Annotated in this window: 16 protein-coding genes; 3 read left to right on the forward strand and 13 right to left on the reverse strand. The window is 53.2% G+C overall.

Annotation, left to right across the window (positions count from 1 at the left end):
• Positions 1-6 precede the first annotated feature (6 nt).
• The 8 genes from KJS42_RS08115 to KJS42_RS08150 form a co-directional block, all read right to left on the reverse strand.
• On the reverse strand, positions 7-930 hold the full coding sequence (locus tag KJS42_RS08115; RefSeq protein ID WP_155605542.1) for a selenium metabolism-associated LysR family transcriptional regulator: 924 nt from the start codon (positions 928-930) through the stop codon (positions 7-9).
• 128 nt (positions 931-1,058) lie between these two features.
• Positions 1,059-1,496 carry a hypothetical protein gene (locus tag KJS42_RS08120; protein ID WP_155605543.1) on the reverse strand — a complete coding sequence of 146 codons (438 nt, stop codon included), beginning with the start codon at positions 1,494-1,496 and terminating at the stop codon, positions 1,059-1,061.
• Positions 1,497-1,760: 264 nt separating this feature from the next.
• A complete protein-coding gene (locus KJS42_RS08125; RefSeq protein ID WP_155605544.1) occupies positions 1,761-2,024 on the reverse strand; it encodes a YlbG family protein in 264 nt (87 codons plus the stop codon).
• 91 nt (positions 2,025-2,115) lie between these two features.
• Complete coding sequence (locus tag KJS42_RS08130) at positions 2,116-2,553, reverse strand: YlbF/YmcA family competence regulator (protein WP_155605545.1); 438 nt, start codon at positions 2,551-2,553, stop codon at positions 2,116-2,118.
• A gap of 96 nt (positions 2,554-2,649) precedes the next feature.
• Positions 2,650-4,557 carry a helicase-associated domain-containing protein gene (locus KJS42_RS08135; protein WP_213622559.1) on the reverse strand — a complete coding sequence of 636 codons (1,908 nt, stop codon included), beginning with the start codon at positions 4,555-4,557 and terminating at the stop codon, positions 2,650-2,652.
• A complete protein-coding gene (locus tag KJS42_RS08140; protein WP_213622560.1) occupies positions 4,554-6,248 on the reverse strand; it encodes a DNA repair helicase XPB in 1,695 nt (564 codons plus the stop codon). The genes KJS42_RS08135 and KJS42_RS08140 overlap by 4 nt, the downstream gene beginning before the upstream one ends.
• A gap of 93 nt (positions 6,249-6,341) precedes the next feature.
• Positions 6,342-6,764: a CBS domain-containing protein gene (locus tag KJS42_RS08145; protein ID WP_155605592.1), complete on the reverse strand. Its 423-nt coding sequence runs from the start codon at positions 6,762-6,764 to the stop codon at positions 6,342-6,344.
• Between the two features lie 45 nt (positions 6,765-6,809).
• A complete protein-coding gene (locus KJS42_RS08150) occupies positions 6,810-7,979 on the reverse strand; it encodes a M20 family metallopeptidase (RefSeq protein ID WP_155605548.1) in 1,170 nt (389 codons plus the stop codon).
• A 228-nt stretch (positions 7,980-8,207) separates the two neighbouring features.
• On the opposite strand from KJS42_RS08150, the gene KJS42_RS08155 reads away from it, so the two are divergent.
• Together KJS42_RS08155 and ftsW are read left to right on the forward strand one after the other, a co-directional pair.
• Complete coding sequence (locus tag KJS42_RS08155) at positions 8,208-8,549, forward strand: YugN family protein (protein ID WP_155605549.1); 342 nt, start codon at positions 8,208-8,210, stop codon at positions 8,547-8,549.
• Positions 8,550-8,561: 12 nt separating this feature from the next.
• Positions 8,562-9,812, forward strand: a complete 1,251-nt coding sequence (gene ftsW, locus KJS42_RS08160; protein ID WP_155605550.1) for a putative lipid II flippase FtsW — start codon at positions 8,562-8,564, stop codon at positions 9,810-9,812.
• A 136-nt stretch (positions 9,813-9,948) separates the two neighbouring features.
• Here ftsW and KJS42_RS08165 read toward each other — a convergent pair whose 3' ends face one another.
• On the reverse strand, positions 9,949-10,311 hold the full coding sequence (locus KJS42_RS08165) for an Asp23/Gls24 family envelope stress response protein (RefSeq protein WP_016311598.1): 363 nt from the start codon (positions 10,309-10,311) through the stop codon (positions 9,949-9,951).
• 137 nt (positions 10,312-10,448) lie between these two features.
• Between KJS42_RS08165 and cax the strand changes: the two genes are divergently transcribed.
• The gene (gene cax, locus KJS42_RS08170; protein ID WP_155605551.1) at positions 10,449-11,519 is read left to right on the forward strand and encodes a calcium/proton exchanger; all 1,071 of its coding nucleotides are present in this window, start codon (positions 10,449-10,451) and stop codon (positions 11,517-11,519) included.
• Between the two features lie 84 nt (positions 11,520-11,603).
• On the opposite strand, the gene KJS42_RS08175 is transcribed toward cax, so the two are convergent.
• The 4 genes from KJS42_RS08175 to KJS42_RS08190 all read right to left on the reverse strand — a co-directional run bounded on the left by KJS42_RS08175 (position 11,604) and on the right by KJS42_RS08190 (position 14,536).
• Positions 11,604-11,894 carry an Fpa/YlaN family protein gene (locus KJS42_RS08175; RefSeq protein WP_155605552.1) on the reverse strand — a complete coding sequence of 97 codons (291 nt, stop codon included), beginning with the start codon at positions 11,892-11,894 and terminating at the stop codon, positions 11,604-11,606.
• A gap of 182 nt (positions 11,895-12,076) precedes the next feature.
• Complete coding sequence (locus KJS42_RS08180; protein ID WP_155605553.1) at positions 12,077-12,322, reverse strand: HPr family phosphocarrier protein; 246 nt, start codon at positions 12,320-12,322, stop codon at positions 12,077-12,079.
• 82 nt (positions 12,323-12,404) lie between these two features.
• A complete protein-coding gene (locus tag KJS42_RS08185; RefSeq protein ID WP_155605554.1) occupies positions 12,405-13,520 on the reverse strand; it encodes an aminopeptidase in 1,116 nt (371 codons plus the stop codon).
• A gap of 149 nt (positions 13,521-13,669) precedes the next feature.
• Positions 13,670-14,536 carry a hypothetical protein gene (locus tag KJS42_RS08190; RefSeq protein ID WP_213622561.1) on the reverse strand — a complete coding sequence of 289 codons (867 nt, stop codon included), beginning with the start codon at positions 14,534-14,536 and terminating at the stop codon, positions 13,670-13,672.
• Positions 14,537-14,604: the final 68 nt, after the last annotated feature.

Here is a 14,604-nt window from a genome sequence, read left to right on the forward strand (position 1 = left end):
CCCTCCTTAAGGTGAGCTATGCCCTGAAGTCGTTTGCGGATATTCCCGCAAGAAGGTTAAAAATGTCACCGCGGTAACCGGTAGCAGCGTCGATTTCAAATGAATCGAATAAAACATTCGTTTAAATGACAGCCCTTCAATATCCAGCACCTCCAGCAGTCCCAGCGCCTGCTCATGCTTCACGGAAGAAGGCGAAATGATCGTGATGCCGATTCCGGCCTCCACCGCCGATTTCACCGCCCCGGTGCTTCCGAGTTCCATAACGGTGTGAATTCGGCTGATATCGACCCCTCGCCTGCGCATTTCATCCTCCATCACCTGGCGGGTGCCGGAGCCTTTCTCTCTCAGCACGAATGGGTAATGAACCGCTTCCTCCATCGTGACGGATTTTCTCCCCGACAACGGGTGACCGGCAGGAACGATCAGCTTGAGTTCGTCTTCCATGACGGGCTCGGATACCATATCCGGATGCTGAACCGGGGCTTCGACCAATCCGAAATTAAGCTGGTGATTCATGATTTCATCGATGATTTGCGTCGTATTGATCACCTTCATAACGATCGAAATATGCGGATACCGTTGGCCGAATGGCCCTAGTAACCGGGGCAGGACGTATTCCCCGATCGTCAAGCTGGAACCGAGTTGTAACCGCCCTTCCAACATGGAGGTATGCCGCGACATCGCCTGTTCCGTTTCGCGGATCAATTCCACGCTTTGGCGAGCGAACGGAAGCAGCGTATGCCCGGCTTCGGTTAATTCGATCTTTTTCGTGGACCGGACCAGCAGCTTGGTGCCAAAGTAATCTTCGAGCGATTGGATTTGCATCGTGACCGCAGGCTGCGTCATATGCAGCGCCTGGGCGGCTGCAGAGAAGCTGCCCCGTTGCGCCACCGTATAGAAAATATGGAGCTGGTGGTAGTTCAACGCCATCGTCCGGCACTCCCCTTTCTCGTTCTTTCCCCTACAATAGCATGCCCGGACCAACAAAAAAAGCATGCCGTCACCCAGCATGCTTGATTCCATAGCCTCTTCATCATCTACTTTCCACCGTAACCATCCTATCGGCGCTTGCGGCTATTCTTCATCAACGTCATTCGCCGGGAATGGCGCAACCAGGAATAATAAGATTTCAAATCGCGCAGTTCGATGGTTTCCGACATCCGTCCCAGGAAGGTTACAATGATCATGCGGTGCATCGGGCGTCCGGAGAGATCAAATTCGCCCGGAATTTCCGCAAATTCAGCGACCATCACAAGATCGTCATCAATCAGGTAGACGTCCTCTTCCTTCCGATAGTACGGCGTAATCCGGCCCTGCTTCAGACATTCCCATGCCCATCCGGCAATCTGTTCAAACCCGATATTGTCCCGATCGATTCTGTCCTGATATCTGAGTTTGGCATGATTCGTCACTACGATATCGGCAACTCTCTTGTCCCCTAGCGCAATATGGAAGGATTCATAGGTTCTCCAGCGTTCCGTTGCCCGGTCTCTCATGCCGCACCTCGCATTAAATAGGTCTGTAAAAATAGAAGACGATTGAATTAGGTCTTTTTAACTAAGCACTTTCGCCTATTATATTACAACAAACCCTATTTTTCTACAAGGTCAAAGCTCTCTTTTCCCAAGAAAAAGGAGTATTTAGAACTTTAGTCTCATCAACCTATGCAGGTCATCCGTCCTACGGCGATTTTCGGCAAAAAAATACCGCGCAACGAAGGTGTTCGCTGCACGGCACTGACGCCCCTTAAATGGGGAAGGTTACAATCCATAGAAGCGGGTTTTATCCGGGACGTCTTTGGTGTATTCCGTTTTAATTTCTCCGCGGTAAGACCGCTCAATCTTGCGAACATAAGAAAGCTTGCGGATATTCCGCATCGTTTCCTCCGCCCGATCGGTGTTTACATACATCACCACATAATGCATCCGGCGGGACAAATAATGCACGCTTCCGTATTTATCCAAGTTCCTTGCCGCTTTTAAGTCGCTGACCCAAATGATATAGCCTGTACGCTCCGGAAACATGACTTTCTCCCTCCCGTTCCTCAACTATTGAAAATTCCGGAAAGTCAGCGACTCCGCCGCTTCTTCCGGAATTCTCGGCTGCCTATTTGCATTAGCCGCAGCCGCAACTTCCGCCGCTGCCGCAGCCGCCTTTTGGGTTCGGATCATTGCTTGGCACCTTGATCGTAGTTGAAACCGCATAAGCGATCATTTCCGACATTTGGTGAAGAATATCGTCCAGCTCGTTCTCGGCCGCTTTGAATTTGCGGACCGCCTCGAAGCGTTCCAATTCCCGCTCTACCTCAGCCACTTTGTCCTTCGCTTCGTGATAGTTGGGGTGGAAGTGTCCGAAACGCTCGGTCTCCCGGAACAGCTCCTTCTGAGCCTCCAGTTTCTTGACCCATGCCTGAATTTCGCTATCCTCCTCCACGCGCTGCTTCCAATATAAGTATTCGGATACGGCGGCGGATTGATTTATCATATCGCCCAATTCATAGGCGTTTGTCAGCACTTCGGCCATGTCGACCGTGTTCTTCTCGATTACGCTCATGAATTTTCATCTCGCTTTGATGTGAAATGTTCCACCCTGAGGTAGACGACATTATCATACCACAATCCTTTAGCGAGCAGAAGAGGTTCATCCTTCCTAATCTCCCGTATAGCGTAAACCTGCGGGGAGAATGAGGCGAATTGCTTGCCAGTCCCCGGGGGAAAGAACGGTCTCCTTTGACGGTTCTTCGGAAGAAGGGAGCGTCCGCACCTTAACTCTCCAATCCGCTTCACCTTCCACGGTAAGCGGTACGTAAAGAATAGCCTCCCCACCGATTTGCACCATCAGTTTGGCTTGCCAGGCCAAGGCTCGTTGCACGAGTTCTCGTGCGGTCGATGCGTGATACTTCCTCAATTCTCTCCACCACATGGCTGGCAATTCCGTCCATCCCGGGAACAACTCCTCGATGTCTGGCGGATCAAGATCCGGTTCGTAAAAATGCAAGTCCGCTCCTTTGTAAATCCACCCTTGGTTTTCCTGAGGTTGCCGATTCTCGCCATTCGGATTTGACATCTCCGTCAACTTCGGATACATCGGTTCGTCCGGATCTTGCGAAGCCCGGTTGACGGGAGCCAAACGTTCTCCGTCCAAGATCTTCAGAACTTCCACCTCGCAACCCGGATTCATGAGAAAATGGAGCGGGCCAATCCGCTCTAGCTTATCGGCCAATAGCGGCAGGCTGCCGATACGATCTGCGGCTTCCTCATCGGCGCAGCTCAGCAACTTCGCTTCAGCCAGCGTTGTCCGACCGATTTCTCGTCCCCACTGAAGGAGCGCCTCGCGAACCGGCTCCGGTATGCCGGCAGAACACGCCTCCAGATGCCGCAGGATGTCTTGTGGGGTACGGCCCTTGCGGCAAGCCTGCTCCAGCCCCGCACGCGTCAGTCGATAGATGCTCATCATGCCGGACGAAGCCAACTCGGCATAAGCCTCCAGTTCGAAACGGACTGTAAAGGGCACGTCTGGCGGAACGAGTAGCTCGAAATCGGGTTGTACAATCAGCTTTCCTTCAGCGGCTTGAGATGTCACAGACGAAGAAGGGCTCCGTTCGATCAGCCAACGGAACATTGCACCGTCCTCAGGATGGCTTGCGAGCTCCATCCAGCCACAGCCGCAAAGGGTGTCCAACCAACCTTGGATCCAGACTTCGCGCTCCGTGGACGGATTGCTGTCCGGTCCCAGCAGCCCCTGATCTTGGAGCGAACCGAGTAATTCCTCGAGCGAATACCAAACGCCGGTTCTCAGATCCGCCGCCGTCATTCGCAAAACAACATGCTGTAACGCGGCATCTGCCGGTACATAGCGCTGCAGCATTTCGTGCATCAGGACGACGTTCATTGCCTGCAGGTCAAAGGATAGCCACGCCGCCAATCCCGGCGGATGAACCCGCCATAACGCCCGTTCCTTGACGATCAACCCCAACGCCAGCATTAGATCCAGCGCGACGGCAAGCGCGGGTGAATACACGTCCGGATGCGGATAGTTTAGCTTTAGATCGGCAACGTCCTCCGCTTTCAACGCGATCCGCGCTTCCAGCTTGCCGCGTTCCTTCTGATGAATTGTCCCTTTTGCCGTCATTCGCAGCCCATTTCCTGCGATCCAGGTTAAGGCGCGGAATAGATCCATCGCTAAGCCCGGTTTCGCCTCCCGCTGCAGACTAACCCGCGTAGAGTACTGCTCTCGCAGCTCCGCGTACCCCCACGCGTCCCCTATTCCCAGCAGCCGGTCCAGCGGCAGGTAATACAGCTTCTCGCCCCAAGCTTTGCGCACCGCGGCGAGGTCTCCGGAGCGCAGCAACGCCGGAAGCGCTGCGCGTATGTCCGCTCCGCTTACGTCTCCGGCCGCAGCGGCGTTGGCCTGTTCCAGCTTAAACGGCTGACCGGCAAAGCGGCGAAACAGGAGCTGAAGCGCCTGCATTTCGGCTTCATTCAACGAGTTCGCATTCCGCATCTCCTTCAAAGGAAGCTCGCCTTCATAAGCCGGCATACTTGATCCCCTGCTCATGCTTCAACCCCCTCCCGATCTCTCAGCACGGCATATTCATAACCTTGCTCCAGCAAAAACAACTGCCGCCGTAAAGCAAACTCTTGCTCCCGGGTGTTCTCCGAAACAAGCGTATAAAAATAGGCTCGGCTGCCGTCCCGCTTCGGCCGCAAGATCCGGCCCAGACGCTGGGCCTCCTCTTGGCGTGAGCCAAAACTGCCGGATATTTGAATGGCCACCGAAGCATCTGGTAAATCTACCGCGAAATTGGCGACTTTCGAAACCACCAGGACCTGCAGTTCCCCATCGCGGAAAGCCTGAAACAGTTTGCCACGCTCCGCCTGGGGTGTACTTCCGGTGATGAGCGGGACTTGAAGCTCCCTTGCCATGCACTGCAGTTGGTCCAAATACTGTCCGATAACCAGCACCTGACGATCCCGATGCCGATCCAAAAGCCGCCGTACAATCTCGTTTTTGTATGGATTTTCCGCAGCGATGCGAAACTTCTCCCGTCCTTCGGCTTGAACGTATTTGTCCTGCTGGGGTTCAGGCATCGCCACCCGGATCTCCTGACAATCAACCTGTGCGATAAACCCGCTTTCTTCCAGGGTTCTCCACGGAACATCGTACCGCTTCGGTCCGATCAGGGAGAAGACATCCCGCTCGCAGCCGTCCTCTCGAACCAGCGTGGCGGTCAAGCCGAGGCGTCTCGTCGCTTGGATGTCGGCCGTTGCGCGAAAGATCGGTGCCGGAAGTAGATGCACTTCATCGTATATGATCAGCCCCCAATCACGTTCATTAAACAAAGACATATGCTTGAAGCCTTCCTCTTTCCGCGAGCGGTGCGTCAATATTTGATACGTAGATACGGTAACCGGCTTGACCTGTTTCTTCTCGCCCGAATACTCCCCGATCGCCTCGGCAGGCAGCGTTGTTTTCGAATTTAACTCGGCAATCCATTGGCGCACCGAAGTCACATTGGAAGTCAGAATTAACGTCTCGCATTGAAACCTTTCCATTGCCGCAAGACCAACCACAGTTTTGCCCGCACCGCAGGGGAGCACCACGACACCGCTGCCGCCGTCGCCCGTCTCGCTGGCAAATCCAGCGACGGCTTCCCGCTGATACGGTCTGAGCAGGAACGGATGCCCCTCGTCCAGCTCCTGCCGAAGTACGATCTCGAGGGTGCGGCCTTGATGATACCCTGCTTCGTCCAGCACGGGATAGCCCAGCCGGGCAAGCTCCTGCTTTAAGGAGCCGCGGCACGAGGCTGGCAAATGGAGGCGTCGCTCGTCCACCAGGCACCATGTCCCCGCCGGCAAAGCCAGTTGGCCGGCTATATGCTCCAGGAAGCCGGCTTCAACGGTATCGTCGCACTCCAATTCCAGCCGGTCCGATTCCCCAGGAATCGGACGCAGCTTTAATTGCCCATACCGGCCCATCCAGCGTCGGATGTCTTCGGCAGCACCACTCGGCAGCCCGTACCGGGCCAAGGACGCAAGTTGATCCAGCACTTGGTCCGCGTCGATTCCACAGGAAGCGGCGTGCCATAAAGTGAGTGGGGTGATTCGATATGTATGATAGAAAGCCGGGCTCTTCACCAACTCGGCGTAATGGGATAACTGCTCCCGTGCCGTATCGAAGCCGGGATGCTCCTTCTCCAGCAGCACCGTCAAATCTCTTTGAACGATGCATGCTCCCGTTTCATTCATCGGTTTGCCCTCCTTTAGTTCAGTTCGCCGCAATCAGCAAAAAGGAGAAGTCCGCCGCACTGGCCGCGGACCTCTCCCGCTTGTTTCCATCTCCTAATGCACCTGCTCCGAGATTTCGGACAAAGCTTCTCCCGCATTGTCGGCAAAGATGTTACGCACGGCCATATCGCCGATCGAAACGATTCCGATCAAGCGATCCCCTTCGCATACCGGAAGCCGGCGAATTTGCTGCTGGGCCATCAGTTCAGCCGCCTCATCCACCGACATGTCGCGGGAAGCGGTTTTGATCCCTTTGGTCATCACTTCATCGACCGCGGTAGAGCCGGGCCGCTTCTCAGCGATCCCGCGAATGACCAAATCCCGGTCGGTGATAACGCCGATCAGCTTATCCCCGCCTTCGACCACCGGAATAAACCCCGTGTCGTTTTCTTTCATCTTTACCGCCACTTCATAGACATTATCTTGTGGGGTCACAGTCACGATGTCATCGGTCATGATTTCGCTAACTTTTTTCAACATATATCCCTCCTTCGGACATAGCGTGCCAAAGAAGGAAGCGGTTTATGCGTGTTCGTCCTGATAGGATTCCGCCATCGCGGCCAGCAGACCCGCCGCATGCAGCATGGCGTCCTCGTCGATGTCGAATTTCGGATGGTGATGCGGGTAAATCGCGCCTTTGTCGGGGTTTCCGGCCCCGACGAACATAAAGCAGCCCGGCACTTGCTGTAAATAGTAAGCGAAATCCTCCGCCGGCATAATCTTCGGCGACAACTCGGCCCGAAGCCCGAATACACCGGGAGCCACTTTCATAAATCGGCGGTATTCACCTTCGTCGTTCACCAAGCTCGGGTAACCCATCATATAGTTGATTTGGGCTTCCGCGCCGTACGCCTCTGCCGTATTTTTAGCCATAACATGGATTCGCTCGCGAATCAGCTCTCTTGTCTCCTCACGGAAGCAACGAACCGTACCGGACAGCCTGCAGCGGTCAGCGATGATGTTCTGCGCCGTGCCGCCCTGGATGGAGCCAATCGTGACGACGGCCGGATCCAGCGGATCAACCGAACGGCTCACAACGCTTTGAAGCTGCAGCACCAGTGCCGAAGCGGCTACTACACTGTCCACCGTTTTGTGCGGCATGCCGCCGTGTCCCCCACGCCCCTGCACATCGATGAAAAATTCATCGGTCGAGGCCATCAGCGGTCCCGGGGCGCTCGCCACGATGCCGACGGGAATGGGTGTCCACAAGTGAACTCCGTAAATGACGTCTACCCCGTCCAGCGCCCCTTCCTCGATCATCGATTTTGCCCCGCCAGGGCACACTTCTTCCGCCGGCTGGAAGAGCAGTCGGATTTCTCCGCGCAGCTTCGCTTGGGTCCGGCTGTAGTATTCGGCCAGCGCCAGCAACGTAGCCGTATGGCCATCATGCCCGCAGGCGTGCATCACGCCGGGGTGCAAAGAGGCGTACTCGCACGTTTTCTCGTCCTGGATCGGCAGCGCGTCCATGTCGGCTCGAAGCGCTATCGTTTTGCCGGGAAGCTCCCCCCGAATTTTGGCCACGAGTCCAAAGCCGCCGACGTTGGCTACTGTATCGATGCCTAGCCCCCGCAAGATTCCGGCGATCTGCGCCGAAGTCTCTTTCTCCATGAAGGAAAGCTCCGGATGACGGTGTAAGTGCCGCCGCCGTTCCACCATGGATGGAAACAAATCGCTTAATCGCTTCTCCTCCATCGTCCCACTCCTCTTTTCTTTCACGATCTCATTTAGCTTATTGTAGCAGAAAACGGGTTCATGGATCAGGTCAACCTTGCGAGAAATCGCCGATTTGCGAGGTTTTCCTATGCTTGCACAACCGATGGAAACATAATATCATGAGGATAAGTGTGATAAGTTTGATGAAAGTTCACAATTTGAACAGCGAACTTTTGGACCAATATTTTTAAGGGGGCACTCTTTACAATGATCGTAGAAAATACCGGATTGGACGGACTGCAAAGCGATTTGGCATACTTGGACGAAGCTGCGGAGAAGGTGGGCTTCGTACGCTGGCAATGGGAATACTATCGCGCTACATACGATTTTAAAATCGAATACAATAACAGTGACTACTACCTCCGTATCAACACGCGGGCAGTAGAAGGCAAACTGGAACGTCCGGACACGGTACTGGCGATCGAAGCGGTCTATATGGGGCGGGCCACTTTTCCGCATGGATTAGAGTATGAATCGGAGATTCCCGCAATGGTAATGAAGACCGCCAATCATAAATTGACGGAATTGAAGGAACTTCTTGAGGCCTAAGCGGACACGGCGATGAAAGAAGGCACAGAGAAACCAAGACGCGGAGCCCCCGATTTTCAATTGCTCATCTTGACCTTACTGATGGTCGGTTTCGGAATCGTCATGGTATTCAGCTCCAGCTCCAGCATCACGCTGGTCAACGAAAATTTCGGATATGACCCGATGTATTTTACCAAACGGCAAATGATATTCGGCCTGATCGGGCTTGTCGGTATGTTCGTGACGATGAATATCCCTTACGAGAAATATAAGAAGCTGTTTATACCCATTTTTATTCTGGCCATCATCATGCTGTTGCTCGTCCCTTTCATCGGTGGGCGCATCAATGGCGCGACCAGTTGGTTTACTATCGGCACGCTGGGGATTCAACCAACGGAGCTGGCCAAAATCACGACGATCTTGTACTTATCGGCCCTCATTTCCAAGAAAGGCGAGCGATTTCGGGATTTAAGAACCGGGTATATCCCGGTTATGGTGATCGTCGGCTTCGTTGCCGGCTTGATCATGCTCCAGCCAGACCTTGGTTCCTGTCTGATTCTCGTCGCTACGGCTGGGCTCATTATTTTCGCCGGCGGCGCTAATTTGAAGCATATTCTCGGTTCGATCGCGCTACTCGTGCTTGGCGCAAGCATCGTGCTTGGTGTCGGAGCGTTGTGGGACAAAATCAACCCTCCCGATCCGACCGTTGCTGCGGGTGGCGATTATCGGATGGGCCGGATCGAGGCCTTCCTGGATCCTTGGCATGATACGCAAGGAACCGGCTATAACCTGATTCAATCGCTCACCGCAATCGGTCATGGCGGACTCACCGGCACCGGATTCGGACAAGGGATTCAGAAACTGCACTATTTGCCGAATGCGTATAATGACTTCATCTTCTCCGTCATCGGCGAAGAGTTTGGCTTTATCGGGACTTTGATCTTCTTGCTATTTTATATTTACTTCATTTGGCGCGGGCTGCTGGTATCGCTTCGCTGTCAAAGCACGTTTGGCACGCTCGCTGGGGTCGGAATCATGGGATTAATCGCGATTCAGGCCTTCGTTAACATCGGCGGCGTCACCAACACCATTCCGGTGACCGGCGTCACGTTGCCCTTCATCAGTTACGGCGGCTCTTCGCTGCTCGTCACGATGGTGTCAATGGGGATCGTGCTTAGTATATCGCGCGAATCGTCTCTGCCGGTGAAGCAGGAACGCACCAAGTCGGTGGTGATTCGTGAATCAACGCCGTTTGAAATGCGAAGCCAGACACGGCGCGGATAATAGTCCTAATCGCAAAGAAGACTACGGAAGCAATCGCTCCGTAGTCTTCTTTGTGTTTGTTGCTTATGCCAGCAATCCGGTCATTCGAGGCCGAAAGCGAAACTCTATATGCTGCAGAAGGTCAAGGTAGGATCGATCAGATCTCATCGTCCTTAAACGCGACGCCCTCGACTTTCACGTTCACTTCTACAATTTTAAGCCCCGTCATGCTCTCTACCGCTTCTCGAACATTTTGCTGAAGCATCCGGCAAACCTCGTGGATCGGTGTCTCGTACAACACGATAATCCGCAAGTCGATGGCCGCCTCCAATTGACCGACTTCGACCGTCACGCCCTTTTGCACATTTTTGCCGCTTAACCGTTTCGCCCAGCCTTCGGACAGCCCTCCGGACATCGCGGCAATCCCCGGTGTCTCCAGAGCGGCCATTCCGGCGATTTTCGCAACGACATCGTCTGAAATCCGAATCAGCCCATTATCCAACTGCAGTTGTTCGGTCATGGTCATTCCTCCTTCAACCTCATTAGTTTCATTGTAAATCGGAAGTCGATTTAAAGCAAATGTAGACCTTCAGCTTATTTTTGAGTAAAATTGTTACATTCGGCTTTTGCCAAAAAATGACTAACACGAGGTGTTCCATGAAAAAGTATATTTCACCTGCATTGCTGCTGATTTTCTTTGCACTTAGTGCCATCGGGCATTACGCGCATTGGTCAGCAACTTTGGAATTTATCATCTCCGCGATCGCCGTGGTTCTGGTGGCCGGCTTTCTCGGCCGGGCGACGGAAAGTGTAGCGCATTACGCGGGGCAACGGCTGGGCGGCTTCCTCAATGCGACCTTCGGTAATGCCGCCGAATTAATTATCGCCATCATGCTCGTCCGGGAAGGACTATTCGATATGGTGAAGGCCAGCATTACCGGCTCCATCATCGGAAACCTGCTGCTCGTCCTCGGACTCAGCTTGTTTGCCGGGGGTCTGAAGCACAAGGTGCAAAAATATAACGTCGCCCTGGCTGGCATGAACGGCTCGCTCATGATCGTGGCGATCATCGCCTTGTTCGTCCCGGCGATATTTCTGCAAACCCATGTTCTCCATGAGGCTGACCGTTCTACGCTCAGCCTGGTCGTCGCCGGGATCCTGATCGTCGCTTACTTGCTGTGGCTGATCTTCTCCATGGTCACGCATAAGAATTACCTTGCCGACATCAGTGAGAAAGACGCAGAGGAGTTGCCGCACGAGCATGCTCCGGCCTGGTCAAAAGGTCAATCCATTCTCTACCTGGTGATCGCCACCGTTATGGTTGCTTTCGTCAGCGAATGGCTTGTACATACGCTTGACACGTTTACCGCTGAATTCGGGCTGAGCGAACTCTTCGTCGGGGCCTTTGTCGTAGCTATCGTCGGCAATGCCGCCGAACACAGCGCAGCCATCATGCTGGCCTTGAAGAACAAAATCGGAGCAGCCGTAGAGATCGCCGTTGGCTCCAGCTTGCAGATCGCTTTGTTCGTCGCTCCGGTGCTGATCTTCGTCAGCCATCTATTCGGCAAACCAATGGATATCGTCTTTACCGTGATCGAGTTGGCCGCGATTGGCGTCTCGGTGTTCATCGCCAAGTCGATCACCCAAGACGGTCAAACAAACTGGTATGAGGGTTTACTGCTTCTGGCGGTTTATGCCATACTCGGCGTTTCGTTCTACCTGGTATAACCTCAATAAGAAAAAACAAACAAGCGTATGCTCCCGGAAGCTTTCCGTAAGCATACGCTTGTATCATTTAGCGGCAAATTACGTTTACTGCTGTTTATTGTTCATGGCTTCATACAGTGTAGCCAAATTCCGTTCCAATCTGCTGATGATTTGCTTGCCTATCGTTTCTTGAATAAGTCCGACGCGAATCGCGTAATCTACTTGTCTGGAGAATCCATACATCTGGGTATCCAACACTTCCTCATAGAGAGGGCAGTAACGTGTGGCCAAGTTCTCCATCTGTACTTCGATCAGCTTCTCAATTTTATCTGCATCTTCTTTCAGAAGATTAAGTGCTTTCAGGTTAAGTTGCTCCTGCAACTCAGATGAAGTCATGCTTCTTCCCCCCTATGTCCAAAATCGCCTACCAATCTGCTCTAATCTTAATATTAGACGAAATCGAAGGCCAATACAAGAACCTCCTCAAATTAACCTAAACACAAGAAAACGCCGAGTGTCGCCATTCGAAGGCATTAAAAAACGCCCCCGCTTCAAGCGGGAGCGTTTCTTTCGTTTCGTTATTCAGCGACGACTTTGACATCCAAACCGTGCTTGGCGAACACTTCGGTTACGGCTTTCTTTGCTTCATCCGCATCCGGTCCGTGAACGTGAAGCTCATAGCTCTTCGTGTTTACGAGTGTGGTGAAGAGGCCGAGGATACTTTTTACATCGATGTACTTGTTGTCCGCTTGGAGCACAATGGAAGAAGTGAATTTGCCTGCAGTTTGGGCAATTTCGACTACCGCTTCATTGTTCGTGGCCATAGGGATCCCTCCGTCTTTAACTTTGGAAATTACATACTTTAATCATACATTGAATCCGCTTTCCTAGCAAGGAAATTTCTTCTTATTTCAAGTTTTCCGGATTCAATCCCGCAAGCTCAGGGATCACGAAAATCCCGTCTTTACGGATCAGCACGTCGTCGAAATAAATTTCTCCGCCGCCGTAATCCGGGCGCTGGATCAGCACAAGATCCCAGTGGATCGAAGAACGATTGCCGTTATCGGCTTCCTCGTACGCTTGCCCCGGCGTAAAGTGCAGGCTGCCGGCGATCTTCTCGTCGAACAAGATGTCCTTCATGGGATGCAAGATGTACGGATTGAAGCCAATGGCAAACTCGCCGATGTATCTAGCCCCTTCGTCCGAATCCAGGATTTCATTCATGCGTTTTGTATCGTTGCTTGTCGCTTCGACGATTTTGCCGTTCTCGAAGCGGAACTTGATATTCTCGAACGTGATCCCATTATACAGTGTTGCCGCATTGTAGCTGATCGTACCGTTTACAGTATTGCGAACCGGAGCGGTATAGACCTCGCCGTCAGGAATATTCTTCTGTCCGGAGCATTTGATGGCCGGAATGTCCTTGATCGAGAAGTTCAGGTCCGTGCCCGGTGCGACAATCCGAACTCTGTCCGTCTTGTTCATCAACTCGGCCAAGGCGTCCTGCGCCCGGTCCATTTTGGCATAATCCAGGTTGCATACATCGAAGTAGAAATCCTCGAAAGCTTCGGTGCTCGTGTTGGCCAATTGGGCCATGCTGGCATTCGGATAACGGAGCACGACCCATTTCGTGCGTTTTACCCGCTGTTCGCTATGTACGAGATGGGAATAAAGCGAGTTGTACAACTTCATCTTGTCTTCAGGTACGTCGGACATGTCATTGACGTTAGAACCGGCGCGAATGCCGATGTAGCAGTCCATCATCTGCATCCGTTTCAAATCGTATTCCGCCCAGGTCTTCATGCCCTCTTCGGTCGCGTATTTTAATTGCGCACGCTGCACGGTGCGGTCGGTAATCTCGACGAAGGCATTGCCGCCCTTCTTCCCAACCTCTTCCACCACGGCTTTCAGCAAATCGCGTTCATCACCGATCATTTCGACCAGGACGTTCTCTCCCGGCTGTACATCTACGGAATAACCGACCAGGTTCTCCGCCAGCTTCTGAACTCTAGGATCTCGCATCTGGCTCACTCTCCTCCAAAATTCGTAGCGGGACTTTTGTTGGGCAACCCGTGCCGTTCAAACGTCCCGCGTTGTTTAACCATTGGTTAATTCTTCTGTTATTGTAGCACGATGGGGGCGGAAAGTCAGCCTAACCCAGGATGTCACGACTACTTATAGCTCTCGAATCGATTATCAGTGCGCAGCACCTCTCGTTGCGGTACGCCCTTGGTTGACAGGTAAGTTAACGTTGTTTCCGAGGTTAGCCTGGCGGGAAGTCCGGATTTGCGATCAATCGTCAAGTGATAAACAACGGTCGCGTTCAACTGCTCGAGCATGGCCGACAACTGATCGTTCCCCGCCGTCCAAATCTTCGATAACTCGCCGCGCAGCGACTCCTGAAGCGGAGCCGGAACACTCGCGAGCCGTTCCATGCCCCCTTCGCGTGTAAGCTCCATTTCGGACAGCAGACGATCCTTTAATCTGATGCTGGCTTCCGCCGGGTCCATCACGATCCGGAGTACCTTCGTCCCCCGTGCGGCGCCACTTTCGGAGGTGATGGTTTTCTTTGCTGCCATGCGGATTTCCTCAAGCTGATCCAAGGGATTTAACCGCACAACCCCTTGCAGCAAGGCATCGTGGTTGTCAGACTGTACCAGCCAGTTTCCGTTTTCTAAGCGCAGCTTGGCTTCCCATCCGCTTGGCTTCGCTAATCCCGTCATCTGCAGTCGGCTGCCGAGGTTGCCATTGCGGTTGTTTGCCGGCTCAGTTCGGATGCTCAGTTCTCGGTGATTCTGTAAGCGACCCGTATAATTTAGACTCTCCTCCAGCCCATGCTCGTTTCCGCGCTGCAAGGTAGCTAAACCGCGGAACGATAAAGTGTCGCTACCCGCGAGCCCTGACCAAGTGAAATCGAACCATTGCTCCGGCGTCTTTGCTTCGTTCATCCCACAGGACGCCAACATCAGTGTCAACAGCAACCCGTTTACAATGACGGCTAACCGGTATCTCAGCCCTCTCTGTGTCATCCCTCTCATACGCAAGCCCCCGCCTTTAATAATGCACCAGTTCTCCACCGGACTGTTCTCCTTACCTCATCTAGCAG

The sequence above is a fragment of the Paenibacillus sp. J53TS2 genome, assembly GCF_018403305.1.
GTDB lineage: Bacteria > Bacillota > Bacilli > Paenibacillales > Paenibacillaceae > Fontibacillus > Fontibacillus rhizolycopersici.